Annotated in this window: 20 protein-coding genes and 1 tRNA gene; 10 read left to right on the forward strand and 11 right to left on the reverse strand. The window is 68.3% G+C overall.

All coding sequences use genetic code 11. The annotated features are described in order from the left end of the window. Nucleotides 1–202: 202 nt before the first annotated feature. Entirely contained in the window at nt 203–2,386 is a 2,184-nt protein-coding gene (gene yccS, locus ACS8YF_RS17815; protein ID WP_440851460.1) for a YccS family putative transporter, read from the forward strand. A 113-nt stretch (nt 2,387–2,499) separates the two neighbouring features. On the opposite strand, the gene ACS8YF_RS17820 is transcribed toward yccS, so the two are convergent. From ACS8YF_RS17820 to ACS8YF_RS17850, 7 genes are all read right to left on the reverse strand, one after another. Beyond that, nucleotides 2,500–3,291: a YrhK family protein gene (locus ACS8YF_RS17820; RefSeq protein WP_440851461.1), complete on the reverse strand. Its 792-nt coding sequence runs from the start codon at nt 3,289–3,291 to the stop codon at nt 2,500–2,502. Between the two features lie 237 nt (nt 3,292–3,528). Continuing rightward, nucleotides 3,529–3,604: transfer RNA gene (locus ACS8YF_RS17825), tRNA-Glu, on the reverse strand. A gap of 14 nt (nt 3,605–3,618) precedes the next feature. Next, nucleotides 3,619–4,779 (reverse strand): FAD-dependent oxidoreductase, encoded by a 1,161-nt coding sequence (locus ACS8YF_RS17830; protein WP_440851462.1) that lies wholly within the window; start codon nt 4,777–4,779, stop codon nt 3,619–3,621. Nucleotides 4,780–4,790: 11 nt separating this feature from the next. Further along, a complete protein-coding gene (locus tag ACS8YF_RS17835; protein ID WP_440851463.1) occupies nt 4,791–5,003 on the reverse strand; it encodes a hypothetical protein in 213 nt (70 codons plus the stop codon). Nucleotide 5,004: 1 nt separating this feature from the next. Further along, the gene (locus ACS8YF_RS17840) at nt 5,005–5,613 is read right to left on the reverse strand and encodes a rhomboid family intramembrane serine protease (protein WP_440851464.1); all 609 of its coding nucleotides are present in this window, start codon (nt 5,611–5,613) and stop codon (nt 5,005–5,007) included. Nucleotides 5,614–5,675: 62 nt separating this feature from the next. After that, nucleotides 5,676–6,035, reverse strand: coding sequence for a DUF427 domain-containing protein (locus tag ACS8YF_RS17845; RefSeq protein ID WP_440851465.1), 360 nt, complete (start codon nt 6,033–6,035; stop codon nt 5,676–5,678). Then, complete coding sequence (locus tag ACS8YF_RS17850) at nt 6,025–6,552, reverse strand: DUF6314 family protein (RefSeq protein ID WP_440851466.1); 528 nt, start codon at nt 6,550–6,552, stop codon at nt 6,025–6,027. The genes ACS8YF_RS17845 and ACS8YF_RS17850 overlap by 11 nt, the downstream gene beginning before the upstream one ends. Here ACS8YF_RS17850 and ACS8YF_RS17855 point away from each other — a divergent pair. Together ACS8YF_RS17855 and ACS8YF_RS17860 are read left to right on the forward strand one after the other, a co-directional pair. Further along, entirely contained in the window at nt 6,551–7,414 is an 864-nt protein-coding gene (locus ACS8YF_RS17855; protein WP_440851467.1) for an EamA family transporter, read from the forward strand. The two genes, ACS8YF_RS17850 and ACS8YF_RS17855, sit on opposite strands and share 2 nt — an antisense overlap. Nucleotides 7,415–7,445: 31 nt before the next feature. Beyond that, a complete protein-coding gene (locus tag ACS8YF_RS17860) occupies nt 7,446–9,074 on the forward strand; it encodes a dihydroxyacetone kinase subunit DhaK (RefSeq protein ID WP_440851468.1) in 1,629 nt (542 codons plus the stop codon). Between the two features lie 8 nt (nt 9,075–9,082). Here ACS8YF_RS17860 and ACS8YF_RS17865 read toward each other — a convergent pair whose 3' ends face one another. Next, on the reverse strand, nt 9,083–10,159 hold the full coding sequence (locus ACS8YF_RS17865; RefSeq protein WP_440851469.1) for a hypothetical protein: 1,077 nt from the start codon (nt 10,157–10,159) through the stop codon (nt 9,083–9,085). 185 nt (nt 10,160–10,344) lie between these two features. Between ACS8YF_RS17865 and ACS8YF_RS17870 the strand changes: the two genes are divergently transcribed. From ACS8YF_RS17870 to ACS8YF_RS17880, 3 genes are all read left to right on the forward strand, one after another. Beyond that, nucleotides 10,345–10,899: an asparaginase domain-containing protein gene (locus ACS8YF_RS17870; RefSeq protein WP_440851470.1), complete on the forward strand. Its 555-nt coding sequence runs from the start codon at nt 10,345–10,347 to the stop codon at nt 10,897–10,899. 85 nt (nt 10,900–10,984) lie between these two features. Beyond that, a complete protein-coding gene (locus tag ACS8YF_RS17875; RefSeq protein WP_440851471.1) occupies nt 10,985–11,719 on the forward strand; it encodes an SDR family oxidoreductase in 735 nt (244 codons plus the stop codon). A gap of 167 nt (nt 11,720–11,886) precedes the next feature. Next, the gene (locus tag ACS8YF_RS17880; RefSeq protein ID WP_440851472.1) at nt 11,887–12,681 is read left to right on the forward strand and encodes a metallophosphoesterase; all 795 of its coding nucleotides are present in this window, start codon (nt 11,887–11,889) and stop codon (nt 12,679–12,681) included. Between the two features lie 107 nt (nt 12,682–12,788). On the opposite strand, the gene ACS8YF_RS17885 is transcribed toward ACS8YF_RS17880, so the two are convergent. Beyond that, nucleotides 12,789–13,982, reverse strand: coding sequence for a CynX/NimT family MFS transporter (locus ACS8YF_RS17885; protein WP_440851473.1), 1,194 nt, complete (start codon nt 13,980–13,982; stop codon nt 12,789–12,791). Between the two features lie 94 nt (nt 13,983–14,076). On the opposite strand from ACS8YF_RS17885, the gene ACS8YF_RS17890 reads away from it, so the two are divergent. Further along, the gene (locus tag ACS8YF_RS17890) at nt 14,077–15,075 is read left to right on the forward strand and encodes a LysR family transcriptional regulator (protein ID WP_440851474.1); all 999 of its coding nucleotides are present in this window, start codon (nt 14,077–14,079) and stop codon (nt 15,073–15,075) included. 223 nt (nt 15,076–15,298) lie between these two features. On the opposite strand, the gene ACS8YF_RS17895 is transcribed toward ACS8YF_RS17890, so the two are convergent. Further along, nucleotides 15,299–15,631: a hypothetical protein gene (locus ACS8YF_RS17895; RefSeq protein WP_440851475.1), complete on the reverse strand. Its 333-nt coding sequence runs from the start codon at nt 15,629–15,631 to the stop codon at nt 15,299–15,301. Between the two features lie 244 nt (nt 15,632–15,875). Between ACS8YF_RS17895 and ACS8YF_RS17900 the strand changes: the two genes are divergently transcribed. After that, the gene (locus tag ACS8YF_RS17900; protein WP_440851476.1) at nt 15,876–18,320 is read left to right on the forward strand and encodes a membrane-bound PQQ-dependent dehydrogenase, glucose/quinate/shikimate family; all 2,445 of its coding nucleotides are present in this window, start codon (nt 15,876–15,878) and stop codon (nt 18,318–18,320) included. Between the two features lie 125 nt (nt 18,321–18,445). On the opposite strand, the gene ACS8YF_RS17905 is transcribed toward ACS8YF_RS17900, so the two are convergent. Continuing rightward, nucleotides 18,446–18,853, reverse strand: coding sequence for a YbaN family protein (locus tag ACS8YF_RS17905; protein WP_440851477.1), 408 nt, complete (start codon nt 18,851–18,853; stop codon nt 18,446–18,448). Nucleotides 18,854–19,075: 222 nt separating this feature from the next. Here ACS8YF_RS17905 and ACS8YF_RS17910 point away from each other — a divergent pair, with 222 nt between their 5' ends. Then, nucleotides 19,076–19,231, forward strand: coding sequence for a hypothetical protein (locus ACS8YF_RS17910; RefSeq protein WP_440851478.1), 156 nt, complete (start codon nt 19,076–19,078; stop codon nt 19,229–19,231). Between the two features lie 136 nt (nt 19,232–19,367). Continuing rightward, on the forward strand, nt 19,368–20,124 hold a 757-nt coding region (mnmD, locus tag ACS8YF_RS17915; RefSeq protein WP_440851479.1), incomplete at its 3' end, for a tRNA (5-methylaminomethyl-2-thiouridine)(34)-methyltransferase MnmD.

The raw sequence follows: 20,124 nt of genomic DNA on the forward strand, positions 1-20,124 counted from the left end.
CGGCGACGCGCGCCTTGTCTCGACGGATTTGCGGTCTCCAACGCGGCACGTGTACGAAACGGCAACAGGCCCTAGACTAAAGTATAATGCGCCGCGTAGTGTAGCCGATCATCCGGCGCCCGGCTTGATCCGCCGCCATTGCGCGAAGCCCGCTGGCGCCCGCGCTACACTCGCCTTCATGGGTCGACGGTTACGAATGTCATTGCGCTGGTTTCGTCTGCAACGCGTCACGGCGTTCGATCGTTTCGCCGATGCCATCCGGGTGCTGGTCGCGCTGTCCGGCGTCATCCTGTATTCCGGTCTGCGCGAGGATGCCCACGCGCTGATTCCGCTGATGCTCGGTGTGATCGCCAGCGCCATTGCCGAGACCGACGACAGCTGGCGCCGGCGCGCCCGGGCCCTGCTGCTCACGCTGATCTGTTTTTCGGTGGCCGCGCTCACGGTCGAGGCGTTGCTCGACATACCCTGGGCGTTTGCGCTCGCGTTGCCGGCGGGCACGTTCGTGCTGATCATGCTGGGGGCGGCCAGTGGCCGGTTCGCGACCATCGGCAACGCCACCTTGTTGCTGTCGGTTTACACCATGATCGGCGTCACCCAGCATACCGGCACGCCGCGGGCGTTCTGGGTGGAGCCGTTGCTGCTGGTGGTGGGCGCGGGCTGGTACGGCGTGCTGGCGCTGGCCTGGAACGCCGTGTTCGTGCATCGGCCGGTGCGCCAGTCGCTGGCACGGCTGTATGCCGCGCTCGATGACTATCTGCGCTGCAAATCCTGGCTGTTCGAGCCGGTGCGCGATCTGGACGTGGCCGCGCGCCGCAGCGATCTGGCCCATGCCAACGCGCGCGTCGTCAGCGCGCTCAACGATACCCGCCTCGCCCTGATGGATCGCCTGGCCGGGCGTCGTTCGCGCTCGGCCATGAGCGAGAACCTGCGCCTGTATCTGGCTGCCCAGGATATCCACGAACGCGCCAGTTCCGCCCATTACCCGTACAAGACGCTGACCGAGGCGTTCTACCACAGCGATTTGTTGTTCCGCTGCCAGCGCCTGCTGCGCATTACCGGGGCGGCCTGCGGCGCCCGCGCCGAGGCGCTGCGCTATGACGAGCCGTTCCTGGATGATGGCCGAGTCGACACCGCCGTGGCCGATCTCGACACGGCCATCGCCTACCGTCGCAGGCTCACGGCAGCGCCCGGGGCGGACTTGTTGTACGCGGTCGACGACGTCGCCGACAACCTCCGGGGGTTGGCCGAGCGCGTGACCGGGGCCGGCGACGCAGACGCCGAACCGGGCGATACGATGCTGCAGAATCCTTTGCCGCAATCGTCGCTGGAGATTTGGCAGCGTATTCGCGTTCAACTCACCCCGGCCTCGGCGCGCTTCCGGCATGCCCTGCGCCTGTCGTTGGCGATGTGGGCGGGTTATCTCGTGCTGCTGGCGGTACATCCGACCCAGGGCTACTGGATCCTGCTCACCACCATGCTGGTATGCCAGCCGGACTATGGCGCCACGCGCACGCGTTTTCTCCAGCGCGTGGGCGGTACGGTTGTGGGCCTCGTGATCGGCTGGGCGCTGATGCGCCTGTTTCCGGCGCCGCCGGTCCAGTTGCTGCTGATCGTGGCCTCGGGCGTGGTCTTCTTCGCGGCACGCTTTCGTTACTACTTCACGGCCGCAGCGGCGATCAGCGTGCTGGTGCTGGTCTCGTTCAACCAGATCGGCAACGGTTTCGATCTGATCTGGCCACGCTTTATCGACACCCTGATCGGCGGCGGCCTGGCGGCCGTGGTCATGCTCCTGGTGCTGCCGGACTGGCGCGAGCGCGAGTTGCATCATCGGCTGGCCGACGCACTGGCGGCGCAGGCGGCCTATCTGCGGCTGCTGTTCGCGCAGTATAGGCAGGGCCGCGCCGATGACCTGGCCTATCGCATCGCCCGGCGCGACGCGCACAACGCCGACGCGGCGGTGAGCACGCATGTGGCCACCGCGCTCAAGGATCCGCACGGCGCCCGTACCGACAGCCGTGAAGCGCTGGCCGTTCTGGCCTGTGCCCAGACCCTGATCGGGCATCTGTCCACCCTGGGCGCGCACCGCGAGCGGCTGGCCGCGGCCGATGCCGATATCCTGGAAGAGGCGGTCGCCCACATTGCCGAAGCGTTGGACCACGTGGCCCACGGGCTGATCCGCTCGGAGCCGGCGCCGTTCGACGGCGGGGCCGCCGCGCGTATCTATGATCAACTCGCCCGCCTGCGCGCGGAACGTCAAGGCACCGTGCGCCTGGTGGCCGGGCAACTTCAGTTGCTGCTCGATGAACTGCCCGAACTGCGCCGCATCAGTGCCCGGCTGGTCGGCGAGCAGCGCGCGCCGACGCCCGACGCCCTGGACCGACCATAGGGCGCCTGGTCACAGTACCGCCGCCGGATGATGCTTGCCGGTCGAATTGTCTTGCGAAAGCTCGAATCGTTTCGAGGCGGTCCGCCCGGACGAAAGTTGGTGGGTTGGCACAGCTAACCGGGCTTATAGGTCTGACCGAGTTTGGCTTTGTCGTGGATCTCGCTCTGCAGCTCGCGGATGAACATGGTGCCGAGACCGCTGGCATGACAGAACGCTTCCAGCTTGTCGCGCACCAGCTTGCGATAGTAAACGACGATGCCGCCCGCGAAGAAAAGAATGCTCGCGAACAGGAACTGGGCGGCGACGAAGGTGGTGATCGGGGTCTTCATCGGGCCGGACAGGTCCCAGAGATAGGGAATCGAAGCCACCGTGAACAACGCCGAGCCGATCAGGAACATCGCCACGGTCACGTTGAACAACTGCATGTAGATCAGCGAAGGCGCTTCCACCACCTGCAGGATATTGACCATCCCGCCAACGACGAACAGTACCGAGCCGACGATGAAACACCACGCTCCGGGCACGGTTGCGCCCAGCGACGGCAGGAAGCATAGACTGCCGACCACGAACAACGCCGAGCCGAGCACGTACGACCAGGCGGCGACGAATTCGATGTAATCGGCAAAACTGTTGGTCCGGTGGCGGCGCCAGTATTTGATCACTTCCAGCAGGTCGTGACCGGTGACCAGCAGATACAGCAGCGAACCGGCGAAGAACAGCCAGTCGCCCACCGCCAGATACTTCGACAGGGCCGGAAAGAAGAACACACTGCCGGCGACGAATCCGAGCCCGCCCAGCTTGTAGCTGAACGCGTTGATCGTCTCCCAGACCTTGTGCGAGGTGCTGTGCTCGTTAAGTGAGCCGAGGTTGGAGACGCGCGGGCGATGGGTGATCAGATGCGGCATGAACAGCACGGCCTGTCGGGTGGGGGCCGAACCAGCCTACCGCGGACAGCGCGTGCGTGATATTCGCGTGCCCTCATGGGCCCGCGGCGGCGCCACGATCATGGGAACGACGTGATTTATAGCGGTTGGCGAAGCGCGGCGAGCGCCGGCTGTCGCCGGGACCCGGGGCAACCATGGCGGCAGCCGAAAATCATCGGGCCGGAATGCGTCAAACGCGGGGCTTTCGGCGCTAGGAAATGGCGCTCCCTACGAGACTCGAACTCGTGTTTTCGCCGTGAGAGGGCGACGTCCTGGACCGCTAGACGAAGGGAGCGCGTTGGCGGCGGATTATACGCCCGACCGATGCATGATGCGAGCGATTTTCCCGGCCTGGTAGCGAGCGATGAAGCGCTTGTCGATTGCCTGCTTGAGTCGCCATACGGCGTAGCCGGTGGGCGCGACCGGCCAGCCGCGGACCGCGACCGCGCGGCGCGCGCCCAGACCGATCAGGGCCAGCGCCTGCCGTTGCGCGCGGAATTCACGCAGGGGCCGGCCGGTTGCGGCGCGTTCGATATTGTCGGCCAGCACGGGCGCGGCGCGGACGGCGTACACGCCGGATTTGGGCCGGGGCACCGGCAGGCTGGCGATGTCGCCGGCGGCGAACACGCCGGGCGCATCGACGCTCCGGAGCTGCGTGTCGACCCGGATGAAGCCGTGCTCGTCCCGTGCCAGACCGCGCATCGCCAGGCCGGGCGCCACCGCGGCGCCGGTGGCCACGAATACCGCATCGGCAACGAATTCGCGGCCGTCGGCGCTCTCGATCGTACCCGGGGTGATGCGCGCGATGGTCGTGCCGGGATGGCGCGCGATACCGGCATCGAGCAGTGCATCGGCCAGTACCGCCGCCGCGGCCCGTTCGCCGCGACCGAGCAGCGCGTCGCCGCGGTGGTACAAGGCGATGCGCGGCGCCGGCCGCGGATGGCGCCAACGATACGCCAGCGCGAGCGCCAGTTCGACGCCGCCCGCGCCGCCGCCGATGACCGCGATCTCCAGTGCCCGGTCGCTGGCGTCGAGCCGGCGTTCGGTCGCCGACAGCCCGTGCCAGAGCGCGGTCACCGGCTTGGCGGGCACCACATGCGCGTGATGATCGCCGGCGATCGATCGCGGTACGGCGCCGATATTCAGCGACAGCAGGTCATAGCAACAGCGCGTGCCGTCGGCGCGGGTGACCGTGCGGGCGGCGGCGTCGATCTGCGTGACCCGCGTGCGGTACAGCGTCACCCGGGCAAGCCGCGCGAGCCGGCCGATATCGACCTGCATCTGCTGGCACGTGTAATGCCCGGCCACGGTCGTCGGCAGCATGCCGGAATAGGCCATGTGGCGTTCCGGCTCGATCAGGTCGACGGCGGCAAACGCATCGTGCAGCGTCGGCCGCAGCGCCAGGCGGCGCAACAATTCCACGTGGGCATGGCCGCCGCCGGCCAGCACCACCCGCGGGCCTCGGCGCATCGCGCCCATGCTCAATGAAGCGTGTTCCAGTCGCCGACGAACAGGCGATAGCCGATCAGCAGCCCGTAGACCAGCAGCAGGGCGATGACGACCAGCGTGATCGTGCGCGGGCCCTGCTGGACCGGTTCCGGCTCGCCGCGTCGTCGCCGCTGCCAGCGTTGCCAGCGCGCGCGCACCAAGAGCACGACGATGGCAATCGCGGCCAGCCAGAACAGAACGCGCATGTCAGAACTGCGCGCCGGGCGAGGTGATCTGCGCCAGGAACAGCGGCCCCAGCCGCGGTTCCATGATCAGCGTGAACACCACGCCGAAGGCCGCGCCCCACAGATGTGCGCTGTGGTTGATGTGGTCGTGCCCGATCCGGTTGGCGTACAGCCCGTAGGCGGTGAACAGCACGCCGTAGACAATCGCCGGCACCGGCACCACGAACACATAGATCGTCGACCAGGGCGCCAGCAGAATGAAGGCGAACAGCACGGCCGATACCGCGCCCGAGGCGCCGAGGCTGCGATAGCGCGAGTCGTTGCGGTGCTGGAGATAGCTCGGCACTGTCGAAACCACCGCGGCGGCCAGGTAGAAGGCGACGAAGCCGGTCGCGCCGATATAGCGCTCGAAAAAGCCCTCGATCACGCGGCCGAAGAAGAACAGCGTGATCATGTTGAAGGCCAGGTGCGCGCCATCGGCATGCACGAAGGCGTTGGTCAGCAGCCGATAGTATTCACCGCGACTTACCGCTGGCGGCCAGAGCAGCAGCCGATCGAGCAGGCGCGCGTTGGAAAAGCAAGTGATCGAGACCGCGCAGGTGATCGCGATCAGGATGACGGTAACCCACATAATGATTCCCGGTTGGCGGGCGAAAACCCGCCCGAGTATACGGCCCTGCCCGGGCGATGGTCTCAGCCGCGCTGGTCGACCCGGATCGCCGGGTGGTCGAACGCCACCCGGCCGGCGATCGCCGCCACGCTGGCGAGCGGCTCGTCGTAGGACCAGGCGGCATCGGTATAGCGCTGTCCGTCGATCGTCACATGGAAATAACGGGCGTCGCCCTTGTAGGGGCAATGCGTGCGCGTATCCGAATCGATCAGCACGCCGGCGGCAATATCGCCGCGCGGCAGGTACAGCCTCGGTCGGTAGCCGCGCTCGGTCAGCAACACGGCGCGGCGGGAGTGCGCGATCAACCGTGTGTCGACGCTCACGATGACGGTCGTGGCCACGGGTTCGGTGGTGATGCGTTGCGCGCTGTCGTTATCGGTCATGGCGGATTTCGTCGTTCGGCGCGATCGGCGACGCGCGATAGCGATAGTACAGATGCTCGTACTTGCGTGGCCCGGTGATCGACCAGTCCAGATCGAAGCCATCGTGGACCAGTTCGAGCGTGCCGCGATAGACATCGTCGCCGCAAAGATGGGGTTGTCGGCAGACCAGGCGCCGCCCGCCGTCGGCCACCAGTTCGAACAGGAACACGGCCGCGGCCGTGCCGAAGCGCTCGTGGTAGAGCCGCAGGCGGTTGTCGGCCCGCACCCAGCGATAGACATTATGGAATGCCACCGGGCGCGCCGCGCCCGCCGGTGAGAACCGGCCGCGCTCGGTCAGGCGCCAGGCGTCGCCGTCGGGCATGGCCGTGATCTCGGCGCGGCCGGCACCGCGCCAGCCGGTCTGGGAGGCCGCGCCCGGTTCGGCCACGAACGACAGCGCACGCAGCCCGGGCAGCCGCTGCCAGGTCCGTATAATCGTGTCGCTTGCCCCGTCTTCCGCCGTCGCTGCGATTGTCATGAGCTATCTCGTTGCCGTCACTGTTCTCTGGGCGTTTTCCTTCAGCCTGATCGGCGTCTATCTGGCCGGCCAGGTGGATGACTATTTTGCCGTGTTGACACGCATTACGCTGGCGTTCGCCGTGTTTGCGCCGATGCTGCGCCCGCACGCCACGGGGCGCGGGCCCGCGCTGGGCTTGATGGCGGTCGGGGCGGTCCAGATCGGGCTGATGTATCTGTTTTTCTATCAGTCGTTTTTGTTCGTGTCGGTGCCGGAGGTGCTGCTGTTCTCGATTCTTACCCCGGTCTACATCACCCTGCTCGATGATCTGCTGGCCGGCCGGTTCGCGCCGCGGTATCTGCTGGTGGCGCTGCTGGCCGTCGCCGGGGCGGGCGTGATCCGCTACACCGACGTCGGCGAAAACGTCTGGCTTGGCTTTGCCCTCATGCAGGGGGCGAACCTGTGTTTCGCGATCGGTCAGGTGGGCTATCGACGACTGGCGCCGCGGCTGTCTGCCGCCGTGCCGCTGCATCGCCAGTTCGGCTGGTTCTTCGCCGGCGCCTGGCCGGTGGCCGCGCTCGGCTTCGCCCTGTTCGGCGACCGTTCGGCCCTGCCCGACACGCCGGTCGAGTGGGGCGTGTTGCTTTGGCTCGGGATCGTGGCCTCCGGTGCCGGTTACTATGCCTGGAATCGTGGCGTGGCGATGGTCGATGCCGGCACACTCGCCGTCATGAACAATGCCCTGATCCCGGCTGGCCTGGTCGTGAATCTGTTGATCTGGAATCGCGATGCCGATCTGCTGCGGCTGGCGATCGGCGCGGCGATCATCGGCGGCGCGCTCGCCATCAACGCCGGCTGGGCTCGGCGGCCGCTACCACGGTAGGCTTGCGGCAGGCAACACACGGGAGCCGGCCATGGATTTCTTCTTCAATGCCGCCGATGACGTGGTCGACGAGGGTCTGTCGGGGCTGGCCCGGATCGCGCCGGTACGCGTGAGCGAGCGGGCGTCCGGCATGCGGTTGATCGTGGATCGCGATTTCGACAACAGCCGGGTGGCGGTGATTTCCGGCGGCGGCGCGGGTCACGAGCCGGCCCACGCCGGGTTTGTCGGCCGCGGCATGCTGGCCGCCGCCATCGCCGGCGACTTGTTCACCTCGCCCAGCGTCGAGGCCGTGCTGGCCGCGATCCGCGAAGTGACCGGGCCGGCCGGCTGTCTGCTGGTGATCAAGAACTACACCGGCGACCGGCTCAATTTCGGCCTCGCGGCCGAGCGCGCCGCCCGCGAGGGCTACACCGTGCGCAGCGTGATCGTGGCCGACGATATCTCGCTACCCGAGGACGTCGGCGCGCGTGGGCTGGCCGGGACGGTGCTGGTACACAAGATCGCCGGCCACCATGCCGCCGCCGGTGCGGATCTCGATACGGTGACGCGTGCGGCACAGACGACCATAGACGGGCTGGTCTCGATCGGCCTGTCGTTGTCCAGCGCGACGTTGCCGGGCGGCAAACGCGAGCCCCGTTCGCCGGAACTGGGGCTGGGCATCCACAACGAGCCGGGTGTGCGCGAAGTCGCGCCCGAGAACGCCGCCGATGCCGTCCGGCTGGCGCTGGAGCCGCTGATCGAGGCCGCCGAGGCGCGTCATGACGGCGATGCCCGCTGGGTGGTCCTGATCAACAACCTGGGCGGCTGCTCGACCCAGGAGATGGCGGTACTTACCGGCGAAGTGCTGGCCCGGTTGCCGGCCGATCGAGTGCGCGCGGCAGTGCTACCGGCACCGGTGATGAGTTCCATGAACATGCACGGCTTCTCGATCACACTGCTGCCGATCGACGATGACGCACGGGCCGCGTTGGCCAGCCCGGTGGCTGCCATCGGCTGGCCCGGGCTGTGCGATGTGGCCGCGCCCGAGACCTTCGTGCCGACTGTCAGCGAGCACAAGGCGCCCGGCGCCGGCGGGCGTGATCCGGCGCGCGCGGATCGCATCCGGGCGGCCACCGATGCCCTGTCCTTGGCCCGCGCCGAGCTCGACGATCTGGACGCCGCGGCCGGCGACGGCGATACCGGCACCGCCTTCAATCGAGGCGCCAAGGCGATCCGCGGCGCGCTGGATGATGATCGCGTGTCCACCGGCGAGCCGGCGTTGCTGGCCGACGAAATCGGCGATCTGCTGGCGCGCGAGATGGGCGGCTCGTCCGGCGTGTTGCTGTCGATCCTGTTCACCGCGACCGCCGCGGCCCTGCGCGACGGCCATGCCTTCGGCGCGGCGCTGGCGGCCGGTATCGGCCGCATGCAGGATTACGGTGGCGCGCAAGCGGGTGATCGCACCATGCTCGATGCGCTCGTCCCCGCGGCTCAGGCGCTGGCCGACGGTGGTTCGCTTGGCGACGCGGCGCAAGCGGCGCGCGCCGGTGCCGACGCCACGGCCGACATGGGCCATGCCGGCGCCGGTCGCGCGGCCTATGTCCGCGACGAGGCATTGACCGGCGTGGTCGATCCCGGCGCCGAGGCGGTGGCGCGTGTGTTCGAGGCACTGGCCGGCTGATCGATACGCTATCGGGGCGGCGCGGCCTCGGCCGCGAGCCGGCCGCGGATGGCCTGCAGACCGGCCAGCCAGAACAGGGGCACGGCCTCGATGAAGATGCGGTGCTCGGCGATGCGCCCGACCACGATGCCGACCAGGATCAGCGGCACGGCCAGACCGAGGATCGCCGCCCGCAGGCGGCGATCGATACAGCGCCACCACAGCACGACCACCAGCCAGCAGCCGCCCACGAATCGGACCGGCTCGGTCAGCAGATAAGCCGGATGTGACAGCAGCCGCAGGTTTTCCGTGATGTGCAGCTCGTACTGGGTGTCGCCGAGCGCGGCGTGCGGATTCGGCTGGTTGGAGAAAAGCCAGTGCAGGGGCCACTCGACGGCGGCATACAATGCCAGCATCAGCCCGAGCAGCGCGGCGAACCGGGTCATCGGCAGCCGCCCGGCGAGCATCAACGCGGCCATGGGGATGACGAACAGCGTGGTCTCGCGATTGACGGTCGCCAGCGCGAACAGGATCGCGAATCCGCCCAGGCGCCGCCATTCCGGGCGATCGCCCCAGTCGGCCACCGCCAGCAGCAGGGCCAGGGTGAAGGCCGCGGCCGGCAGGTCGTAGGGGTAATAGAACAGCGTGCGCGCGCTCCAGTTGCCCAGGTCGAGGGTGCCGCCGTCGAGCGAAATCAGCGGCCAGACCCGCAGATCGGGCATGAGCACCACGATCGCCAGCGGCAGGACAATCGAGAGTGCGAGCAGGCGCTTGAGCGCTTCGGTTTCGGCGATGCCGAAACGTTCGACCGCGCGGTAGGCCAGCATGATCAGCGCCATCCAGGCCACCACTTCCAGCAGGCCGAATACCAGATGCGGTCCGAGCGGCGCCAGATGCTCGATGGCAGCCGCCAGGGCCGGGATCAACACCCGGTGCTGGAACGGCTCCACGGCGGTGAAATGCGTCATGCGGGCGAAACTGGTCAGGCGGTACGGTGCGGTGATCGATAGCTGGACTGCGGTGCAGAACAGCGACACGAGCAGCGCGGCAGCCCACCAGACACCGCGCTCGAAGCGGTTGGCGGAGGAATGTGAGATCGATGCCAAGTGGTCTGTCCCCGGGCAAATCCAAGCAGCGGCCCTACGGCCGGGCGACGTCTGCGCGCTCCCCGAGCCGGCGCCTCGCGATCCGACGGGCGCGGTGTCGCTTCGAGGAGTCGACGGTCTGCCGCCAGTTTGGCACGTTGCGGCACCGATTCGATGGGTGCGGGCGGTAGACTGGGAGTTTCCCCTTGTTTCGGGCATTCAACATGAACGTTTCATCGCGCTCGCCGTTTCGTATCGTGCTGTTGGCCACCGGCGGCACCATAGAGAAAAGCTATGACGCCACTGCCGGCGCGCTCACGCTGGACAGACCGGTTATCGAGACACTGCTCGCGCATCTCGACCAGCCCGACGTGCGGATCGAGGTCCGGCGTGTGATGTCGATCGACTCACTGGCGATGGGCGAGGCCGAGCGCGCCGAGGTCGTGGCCGCGGCACGCGACTGCCTGGCGGCCGATGACGCGGATGCCATCGTGATCACCCACGGCACCGATACGCTGGCGCGTACGGCCGAGGCGCTTGCCGAAGCCCTGGACGGCCCCGGTTGCCCGATCGTGCTCACCGGCGCGATGCGACCGTATCGCGTGGCCGACAGCGATGCCGCCCAGAACGTGGCCCAGGCCGTCATGGCCGCACGCCTGGTCGTGCCCGGCGTGTATGCCGCGTTCCATGGCCGCGTGATCCCGGCCGGGCGCATCGTCAAGGACTACGAGCGGCTGACGCTGGTCGAAGCCGAGACTTGAAAAAAGTCGATCGCGCGCAAGGTTCTGAGGGTCAACACTTCAATGGCCGCGCCATGACGCGTGGCCGACTAGAGGATCCCTGCCAATGCAATATCGCGATCTGACCGACAACATCTGTGTCATCACCGGCGCCTCCAGCGGCATCGGTGAAGCCACGGCGCGGGCGCTGGTCGCCGAAGGCGCCCAGGTCATCCTCGTCGCGCGCAGCGCCGACAAAATCGAAAAACTCGCCGACGAACTCGGCGCCAAGGCGAGTGCCATGCCCACCGATGTCGGTGATGCCGAGGCCGTGGCCCGGCTGTTCGAGCGCATCAAGGCCGACTACGGCGCGGTGGATCTGATGTTCAACAACGCCGGTGTCGGCTACAACGACCCGTTCGCCGAGTCCAGGCCCGAGGAATGGAAGAAGCAGATCGACGCCAATCTGTACGGCGTTCTCAACTGCACCCAGGCCGCGATCCCGCTGATGAAGGGGCGCGAGGCGCCGATGATCTCGACTGTTTCCAGCGTGGGTGGCCGCTTCGGCGTGCCCGGCTGGTCGGTCTACTGCGCGACCAAGTTTGCCGTGGTCGGTTTCCACGACACCCTGCGCAAGGAGCTGGGTGGCGACGGTATCCGCGTATCGCTGATCGAACCCGGCGCGGTCTATACCAACTGGGGCTTCAATGTGAGCGAGGACGCCATGCAGGAGCGCCGCGACAAGGTCGATGCGCTGCACCCCGAGGACATCGCCAGTTCGCTGGTCTATGCCTTCGCCCAGCCCGGCCACGTCAATGCCCAGGAAATCCTGGTGATGCCGACCAAGCAGGTCTCGCCGTAAGCCAGGGCATTAGCGCTTGAATCAAACCGGCCGTCGGCGAGGCGGCCGGTTTTTTGTCTCGCGTGGGCTGGCCCGTAACCGGCGCGATGCGGCAACAGTACGCGCCCGGACGTGCCCCGGGCCGGCGTCTCTTCACGCGCCGGGGCCGGGCATGGGATGCTTGGCCCATGCAGAGCGCGCCACGTATTCAACGGTTACCGCCGAACACCCGGGGCGAGGATTACATCGTCGGCGATATCCACGGCTATTTCCCGGTACTGGAAGCCGCGCTGTCGCATCTTGGCTTCGATATCCATCGCGATCGCTTGCTGTCGGTGGGCGATCTCGTCGACCGCGGGCCGGAAAGCCACCGCGCGGCGGACTTTCTGCGTCAACCCTGGTTCTTCGCGGTACGCGGCAACCACGAACAGATGATGCTGGATGCCGTGGGTGTGGGCGGCGACGCGGCCGACCGGGCGGCGCGCGCGCTCTGGTACCAGAACGGCGGGCACTGGTTCGAAAGCCTGGAAGAAAACCGGGCCCGCCCATTGCTTGCGGCGCTGGCCGCGCTGCCGTACGCGCTGGCCGTGGAACTGGCCGATGGCCGGCAGATCGGACTGCTCCATGCCGATGTGCCGGCGGCGAGCTGGCCGGCCACCACCGCCGCCATCGCCGATGCCGCCGCCGGGTCGTCGATACTGCAGCACGCCCTGTGGAGCCGCGATCGGGCAGGCAAGGTTGTGGGCAGGGTCGAGGGACGGCGCCCGCGTGGCGAGATCGATGTCGCCGGCATCGATCGCGTGTTCTTCGGCCATACGCCGATGCCGTCGGCCGTGGCCTGCGGCAATACCCGCTGGCTCGATACCGGCGTGTTCCTGCCGCGGGGCCGGCTGTCGATCGCGGCCGCCTCCGATGACAGCCTGTGGTCGTTCGCGGCAGGCGATGCGCAAGACATCAGGCACGAATGGCGCGTGCCCGGCTGAGCGGGATACCTCGCCGAATGGTTTCGGTGCGGGGCCCGGTCGTTTGGCGCCTGTGATCGAGACGGTCCAGGCGCGCGGCGGAATCGGCCGATGGCGGCGCGCGCCGTTCAGTGGTGCGCCGTGACCAGGCGGTCGCGCCCCGCGCCCAGGCCGGCGGCAATCGCCGCCAGTCCGATCAGCCCGACCAGCACGCCGACCGCCGACCAACTGCCGAAGAACTGGTGAATCAGGCCCACCGCGAGCGGGCCCAGCGCGGCCAGTACATAACCCACGCCCTGGGCCATGCCCGACAGTTCGGCGGCGGTTTCGGCATTCGGTGCCCGCAACGCGAGCAGCGTCAGCGCCATGCTGAAGGTGCCGCCCTGACCGAGCCCAAGCACGACCACCCAGAACCAGATGCCGCCGATCGGGGCATACAGACAGCCGCCCAGGCCGATCAATGTGATGAGCATGACGGTGGTGAGCACGGCGCGCTGATCACGCATGCGAGCGCCGATCGCCGGCGCGATGATCGCGCTGGCCAGCTGCACCAGAATCGACACCGACAGTGCGAGCCCGGCCGACACGGCGGCCATGCCACGATCCGACAGAATCGTCGGCAGCCAGCCGAACACGGTATAGGCCAGCGAACTCTGCAGCCCCATGAACGCCGTGATCTGCCAGGCCAGCGGATCGCGATGCACGCGGCGCGGCCCGCCCGACGGCGCGGCCGGCTTGCGCACGGTGTGCATCTGTGCGATCCAGGCCACGGCCGCGATCACGGCCAGCACCAGCCAGAACGCCAGCGCCGGGCGCCAGGCGCCGGAAAACAGGAGCCGCAACGGCTCGGTCGCGCCGGCCGCCAGCGATGCCCCCAGACAAAGCGACATGGTGTACAGGCCCGTCATCACGCTGACGTTATCCGGGAAATCGCGCTTGACCAGCCCGGGCAGCAGCACACCCAGCACACCGATGCAGCCGCCGGCGAGTGCGGTGCCGACGAACATCCCGGCCTCGCCACTGTAGGGCCGCACCAGAATGGCCAGCGCCAGTACGATAAGCACTACGAGCACGGCGCGCTCGGGCCCCGCACGGCGTGCCAGACGCGGGGCCAGCGGAGCCGCCAGCCCGAGGCAGAGCACGGGCAGGGTGGTGAGCAGCCCCTGGCCGGCCGAGGCCAGGCCCAGATCGTGGCCGATACGCGTGAGCACCGGCGATACGCTGGTCAGCGCCGGGCGCAGGTTCAGGGCGACCAGCAGCAGGCCGGCCAGGGTCAGCAGCCGGCGCGCGGCCGGCTCGGAGGCAGAGCGTGAATCGGTCATGGGCGCCAGCGTGAATGGGCGAGCGGGCTATTCTGCGGTCGACGGTAGGTTAATGCACCCATGCGATGCCGCGTCAGGTGGCAGCGCGCGGGTCATGAATACACCAGGCCCCGAGGCCAGAGCCGCGATCCGGGCGATCTCGCGTGGCGCGCCCGCGGCCCTTTATATTCATCCGATGAATATTCGCGACGTCGATCTCAATCTGCTCGTGATGCTGGATGCGCTGCTGCGCGAACGCAGTGTCACGCGGGCGGCGGAGGCCATGAACATCACCCAGCCGGCCATGAGCAACGCGCTCAAGCGTCTGCGCAAGCTGCTGGGCGATCCGATCCTGGTACGCACGGCCGGCGGCATGCAGCCCACGGCCCGCGCCGAGCAGTTGCAGCGCCCGGTGCGCAACGCGCTCGCTCAGATGGAAGCCGCGATCGCGCCCAATCGCGCGTTCGAGCCGGCCACCGCCGAGCGCCTGTTCACCATCCTGATCACGGACTATGCGGCCTCGGTGCTCATGCCGCATGTGGTCGCGGTGCTGGAAACCGAGGCGCCCGGCATCGCGCTCAACATCCTGTCGGCCTCGGGCGACGCCATCGGCCAGATCGAGCGCGGCGAGGCCGATGTCCTGGTCAATCAGTTCGGCCAGTTGCCCGCCAATTTTCACCACCAGCGGCTGTGGCGGGACCGGCTGGCCTGCCTGATTCGCAGCGATCATCCGGCGCTGACGGCCGCCGGCGGCGAGCTCACGCTGGAGGCCTTTCTGGCCCAGCGGCATATTCTGATCACCCAGACCGGCATCGGCCTATCGCGTCTGGACGAGGTGCTGGCCGATCGCGGCCTGGCGCGCGAGATCAGCGTGCTCACCCGGCACTACCAATTGCCGCGTCAGTTGGTCGCCGAAAGCCATATGATCGCGACCCTGCCGGCGCGCATCGCGCGTTACCAGGCGCGGCATCTCGGCCTTGCCGTGCTCGACCCGCCAGTCGAACTGCCCGAGTTCCAGGTCGGCATCGCCTGGGGTGCGCTCGATCATCACGACCCGGCGCATCGCTGGCTGCGCGAGCGCATCGTGCGCATCGCGCGCGAAACCCTCGATTGATGCGCCGAGCGCGCGATGCTTGCACGAGCCTGTGGCCACGCCTCGCGTATCGCGACGCCTTCGCCACCGAAGCCAGCCGGCGCATGATCCGGTGCATCCCGCAGCAACGGCTCGGCAAGCCGGAGGGTCTGAGCGGCGCGCGGTTGCTGCTGGCCCACCATCGCGGTCGACGGTGGTCATCGCCAGTCGTCGCTGCGAACGTGGCCGGCGATCGGCGGCCGTTTCAGGAATGCACGATCAGCGTGTCGCCGTTCTGGGTCACCTGCAGCTGGGTCGGCGCCAGCGCGCGCGACAGGGCCGCGGCAATCGACAGGTGGCCGGATACCGCAGCCACGTGGATCGAGCCGGTGTCGGCCAGATCGGTCTTGATGAAGCAGCCGGTGGTGCGCGCCAGCGAATGGGCCGTGTCGTCGAATCCCTGCGCCGGCACATCGATGTTGCGCAGCCGGTTGCAAGGTGACACCTCGGGCGAGGAAGAGGAAATCGAACTATCGGACTGGCAGCCCGCAAGCGCGGCGATGAGCAGGATCGGGGCCAGAATGAGGGGGCGACGCATCGATCTTCTTTCGCGTGGTTTGATAACAGAGGGCGACAACGACTCTACGATCATATACCTGTGTTTCCTAAGTGAAAAGTCGACGCTTGACGGATGGGCGCGACAGTGCGTCCGCCGCGTTAAAAAAACGTCGAATCAGGCGTGATAACAGTCGCCGGTCGACAGGCCCGGGCCCGGGCCGTAAATTGTGCCGCCCGGCGCCGGTTCGGCGCGCGTGCGATGGCACCGCCTTCGGGATGACCTCATGAACGACACCGACCAACGCCTGGCCTCACGTGTCCTGCCGGTGTGTATCGGCTTGGTCCTGCTGCTGGCCGGCCTGGCCCTGCTCGCCGGTGGCATCAAGCTTGTCATGGTCGGCGGCTCGGCGTACTACGCCAGCGCCGGAGCAGCGTTCGCGCTCGACGGGGTGCTGTTCATCGCCGCGCGTTCATCCGCGCTCGGCTTGTACGGCCTGATCCTGATGGCTTCGGCCGTGTGGTCGGTCTACGAGGCCGGCTTTTTTGGCTGGGCGCTGGTGCCGCGGCTGGCGCTATGGGCGGTGATCGGCGCGATCCTGCTGTTGCCGTGGATTCGCCGGCCGCTGGCCGCGCGTCGGCGGCGAGCCGGTAATGGTCTGGCCACCCCGACTCTGGCGGTCGCGGTGCTGGCGGTGTTCGGGCTCGCCGTCGGCAGCCAGTTCACGCCCGACCCCGGCCGCCTCACCGGTCGGATCCCGGCCCATCGCGATCATCCGGTGAAACCGGCATACGCCGCCGGGGCGGATTGGCCGTCCTATGGCGGCACCGATGCCGGTACGCATTACTCGCGGCTCGATCAGATCAATACGAAAAACGTCGGCCGGCTCAAGGTGGCCTGGAAGATCCGGACCGGGGATCGGCCCGGGGATCGGCCCGGGGCGCACGATGCGGCCGGGGGCAGCGACGAGAACACGCCGCTCAAGGTCAATCACACGCTCTACGTCTGCACGCCGCACAGCAAGCTGCTGGCACTCGATCCCGAAACCGGCCGCATCCGCTGGCGCTACAACACGCAGTTCAGCCCGCAGGGCGCGAAAAATTCCCCGGGCCGGGCCCGCATGACCTGCCGCGGCGTGGCGTATCAGGCCGCCAGCGAGCCGAAACAAGACGGGGCCGCCGGCGTCAAGCCGGTCGCGGACAGGAACAACACCCAGAACGCGCCGGCGGCACAGGCCTGTCCGCGCCGGATATTCCTGCCAACCGCGGATGCGCGCCTGATCGCGATCAATGCCGATACCGGCCAGCGCTGCGCGAATTTCGGCCACGACGGCCAGATCGATCTGGCCCGACACCAGCGTCCGCTCAAGCCGGGCGGCTATTATTCGACCTCGCCGCCCGTGGTGGCCGACGGTCTGGTGATCGTCGGCGGCCGCGTCATCGACAATAGCGCGACCGACGAGCCCGCGGGCGTGGTGCGCGCCTACGACGCCAGGACGGGCAAGCGGGTGTGGCGCTGGGACGCCGGCAATCCGACCGGGACGAACCCGCGCGACACGCGCAACGCGCCGAACGTCGGAGCACCGATGAGCGTCGACCTCAAGCGCGGCCTGCTGTACCTGCCAGTCGGCAATGCCAGGCCCGGTCAGTTCGGCGGCCAGCGCTCGGCCGCGGACAAAAAATACAGTGCGTCGCTGGTCGTGCTGCATGTCAAGACCGGGCAGGTGGCCTGGCACCGGCAGCTGACCCATCACGATCTCTGGAACCTGGGCCCGCCGGCCCAGCCGGTGCTGACCGATATGGCCACCCGCCACCACGGGATGCAGCCGGTGGTGATCCAGCCGACCAAGCAGGGGCAGCTGTATGTGTTCAATCGGGTGACCGGCAAGCCGGTGGTGCCGATCCACGAGCGGCCCGCGCCGCAGGGCGCCGTGGCGGGTGTGCATACCGCGCCGACCCAGCCGCATTCGGCGTTGAGCCTCGTGCCGCGTCGGCTCACCGGTGCCGACATGTGGGGCGTCACGCCGTTCGATCAACTGGCGTGCCGCATCCGGTTTCACGCGCTGCGCTACGACGGCCCGTTCACGCCGCCGTCGCGCAGGGGCTCAATTTCGTATCCCGGCAACCCCGGCGTCATGAACTGGGGCGGCGTGGCTGTCGATCCGGCGGATCAGAGTCTGTTCGTCGCGCCCACGTACCTCGCCTCCGTGCGCCGGTTGGTGCCGCGTGAGCAGGCGAAACGAAAGGAAAAGGCCGGTTCCGGTAACGGGGGGCCGCAGCCGAATACGGGCGCGCCGTATGCCGTGAAGACCGGGCCGTTCATATCGCCACTCGGTCTGCCCTGTCAGGCACCGTCCTGGGGCGACGTGGCCGGTATCGATCTGCAGAAGCGCCGGATCGCCTGGCGCCATGCCAGCGGGGCCGCGCGCGATCGCCCCCGGATCCTGTCGCTACCGCTGCCGGTGGACGTACCGGCGCTCGGCGGGCCGATCGCCACCGCCGGCGGCGTGGCCTTCGAAACGGGCGCGCTGGACGATTACGTGCGCGCCTACGCCATGGCGACCGGCCGACAGCTCTGGCGGGCGCGACTCCCGGCCGGCGGCGATGCCACGCCGATGACCTATGAAGCCGGGGGGCGGCAGTATCTGCTGGTGACGGCTGGTGGCCACGGCACGTCCGGCACGACAGCGGGTGACTATGTGATCGCCTACAGGCTGGCGACGAAGGGCTGAGTGCGGGCCCGTTGCCGTTTCAGGCGCTGGCGAAGCGCGCGAAAAGATGGCCGGAATACGGCGATAACAGGGTGGCCCGGTGCCCGCGACCCGGCAGTACAACGGCCCTTGGTCGGGCCGCGGGGCTACTTGTCGATGCCCCGTGCCGATGGCTCCGGCCGGGTGAAGACAAACACCGCCATGGCCGCCAGCATGGCGCCGACCAGAGCGATCACGCCGCGATGCTCGATGGTGCACCAGAGCAGGATCCAACTGGTCGCCATCAGCGCCACCGCGAGCCACTTGGCGCGGCGCGGGATCGCGCGTTCATCTTCCCAGGCCACCAGCGCAGGCCCGAAGTGCGGATGTGAACGCAGCCGGCGCCGCAGCTCGGGCGAGGATTTGCCGGCCGCCCAGGCCGCGACCAGAACAAAGGGCGTGGTGGGCAGGCCGGGCAATACCACGCCGATGGCGCCAAGGCCAATGCAGGCGAAGGCCAGAGCGCGCAAAAGCCACCGCAATACACGTGATCGGATGACGCCGGATTCTGCCATGCGGCGATGATCGCAGATCGATGGTTCGGCGGCGACCGTTGTACACACCATCTGTGGATAACCCTGTTCGCAACACCCGGCGAAGTGCGCGGAATCCACAGCCCGCGGGCGTCGGGACGGCCTCTGGTCAGATTCTGACCAACGGGCGCGGCCCGGTCTCGTGTGTACGCCCTGGTCGGCCGCCTCGTCTATCATGCAGGGCGAATAAAGACTGCCCCTACGATGATCCCAACCAAGGCCCGGCGGCTGGGCGTGCCGATGCTGATCTTCGCGGCCGGCATGGCCAGCGCGGCCGTGCGGCTGCTGATGCTGGCGCTGATCGGCCTGCCGTTCGTGCCGTTCGGCATCGAGCATGCATTTCAGTCTCTGACCCGATAGCGCCCGTGCCTGACATTACACACAGTCTCTGTGGACAACCCTGTGCGCGATCCGTGACGAACCGCTGCGATCGGCCGCGGCGCGGGCGCCCGCGGCGTATTGCGCAGAAACTGACCAGGCGTGTCCGGGCGTCGTCGTGAGCCCACGCGAGGGCGAACGCCTCGGCATCGAGCCGGGCACGATCGAGATCGACCGGCACGCACCGCGCGCGCCGGCCTACGACGATGTCTACTTTTCGGTCGACGATGGCCTGGCCGAATCGCGTCATGTATTCATCGAGGGCAATGATCTGCCGGCACGCTGGGCGCACTGGCGGCAGCCCCGTCCGTTCGTGATTGGCGAGACGGGCTTCGGCACCGGGCGCAACGTCATGCTGGCATGGCGGCTGTTTCGTGACCTGGCACCGGCCACCGCGCGCTTGCATATCGTGTCGATCGAGCGTCATCCGCTGACCGCCGGCGATCTGCGCGCACTCTGGCGCGGGCATCCGGCGCTGGCGGCTGATGCCGCGCGGATCGCGGACCAGTGGCCGGCGCTCGTGCGCGGCACCCACCGGCTGCATCTCGATGACCGCGTCACGCTGGATCTGGTTTTCGACGATGTCGAGGCCGCGCTATCCGGCCTGGACGGGCTTGCCGATGCATGGTTTCTGGACGGCTTCGCGCCGGCCCGCAATCCGGCGATGTGGCGCGCGGCCGTGTTTCGCGGCCTGGCCGCGGCCAGCCGGCCCGGTGCGACCTTCGCCAGCTATAGCTGTGCGCGGGTTGTGCGCGAGCATGCCGCGGCGGCCGGCTTCGCCTGGCAGAAGATGCCGGGCGCCGGACACAAGCGCGAGATGCTGCGCGGGCAGCGCACGGCCCGCATGCCGGCCGCGCCGGCACGCCAGCGCCGGC

It is taken from the genome of Salinisphaera sp. SWV1 (assembly GCF_052044155.1).
Taxonomy (GTDB): domain Bacteria; phylum Pseudomonadota; class Gammaproteobacteria; order Nevskiales; family Salinisphaeraceae; genus Salinisphaera.

Coding starts and splice junctions, on each gene's coding strand:
- ACS8YF_RS17830 (WP_440851462.1), bottom strand. CDS start 4,779: ATGCGCCGAGGCCCGCGGGTGGTGCTGGCCGGCGGCGGCCATGCCCAC.
- ACS8YF_RS17845 (WP_440851465.1), bottom strand. CDS start 6,035: ATGACCGATAACGACAGCGCGCAACGCATCACCACCGAACCCGTGGCC.
- ACS8YF_RS17905 (WP_440851477.1), bottom strand. CDS start 18,853: ATGGCAGAATCCGGCGTCATCCGATCACGTGTATTGCGGTGGCTTTTG.
- ACS8YF_RS17900 (WP_440851476.1), top strand. CDS start 15,876: ATGAACGACACCGACCAACGCCTGGCCTCACGTGTCCTGCCGGTGTGT.
- ACS8YF_RS17860 (WP_440851468.1), top strand. CDS start 7,446: ATGGATTTCTTCTTCAATGCCGCCGATGACGTGGTCGACGAGGGTCTG.
- ACS8YF_RS17840 (WP_440851464.1), bottom strand. CDS start 5,613: ATGTGGGTTACCGTCATCCTGATCGCGATCACCTGCGCGGTCTCGATC.
- ACS8YF_RS17890 (WP_440851474.1), top strand. CDS start 14,077: ATGAATACACCAGGCCCCGAGGCCAGAGCCGCGATCCGGGCGATCTCG.
- ACS8YF_RS17880 (WP_440851472.1), top strand. CDS start 11,887: ATGCAGAGCGCGCCACGTATTCAACGGTTACCGCCGAACACCCGGGGC.
- ACS8YF_RS17895 (WP_440851475.1), bottom strand. CDS start 15,631: ATGCGTCGCCCCCTCATTCTGGCCCCGATCCTGCTCATCGCCGCGCTT.
- ACS8YF_RS17850 (WP_440851466.1), bottom strand. CDS start 6,552: ATGACAATCGCAGCGACGGCGGAAGACGGGGCAAGCGACACGATTATA.
- ACS8YF_RS17820 (WP_440851461.1), bottom strand. CDS start 3,291: ATGCCGCATCTGATCACCCATCGCCCGCGCGTCTCCAACCTCGGCTCA.
- ACS8YF_RS17885 (WP_440851473.1), bottom strand. CDS start 13,982: ATGACCGATTCACGCTCTGCCTCCGAGCCGGCCGCGCGCCGGCTGCTG.
- ACS8YF_RS17835 (WP_440851463.1), bottom strand. CDS start 5,003: ATGCGCGTTCTGTTCTGGCTGGCCGCGATTGCCATCGTCGTGCTCTTG.
- ACS8YF_RS17875 (WP_440851471.1), top strand. CDS start 10,985: ATGCAATATCGCGATCTGACCGACAACATCTGTGTCATCACCGGCGCC.
- ACS8YF_RS17855 (WP_440851467.1), top strand. CDS start 6,551: ATGAGCTATCTCGTTGCCGTCACTGTTCTCTGGGCGTTTTCCTTCAGC.
- ACS8YF_RS17910 (WP_440851478.1), top strand. CDS start 19,076: ATGATCCCAACCAAGGCCCGGCGGCTGGGCGTGCCGATGCTGATCTTC.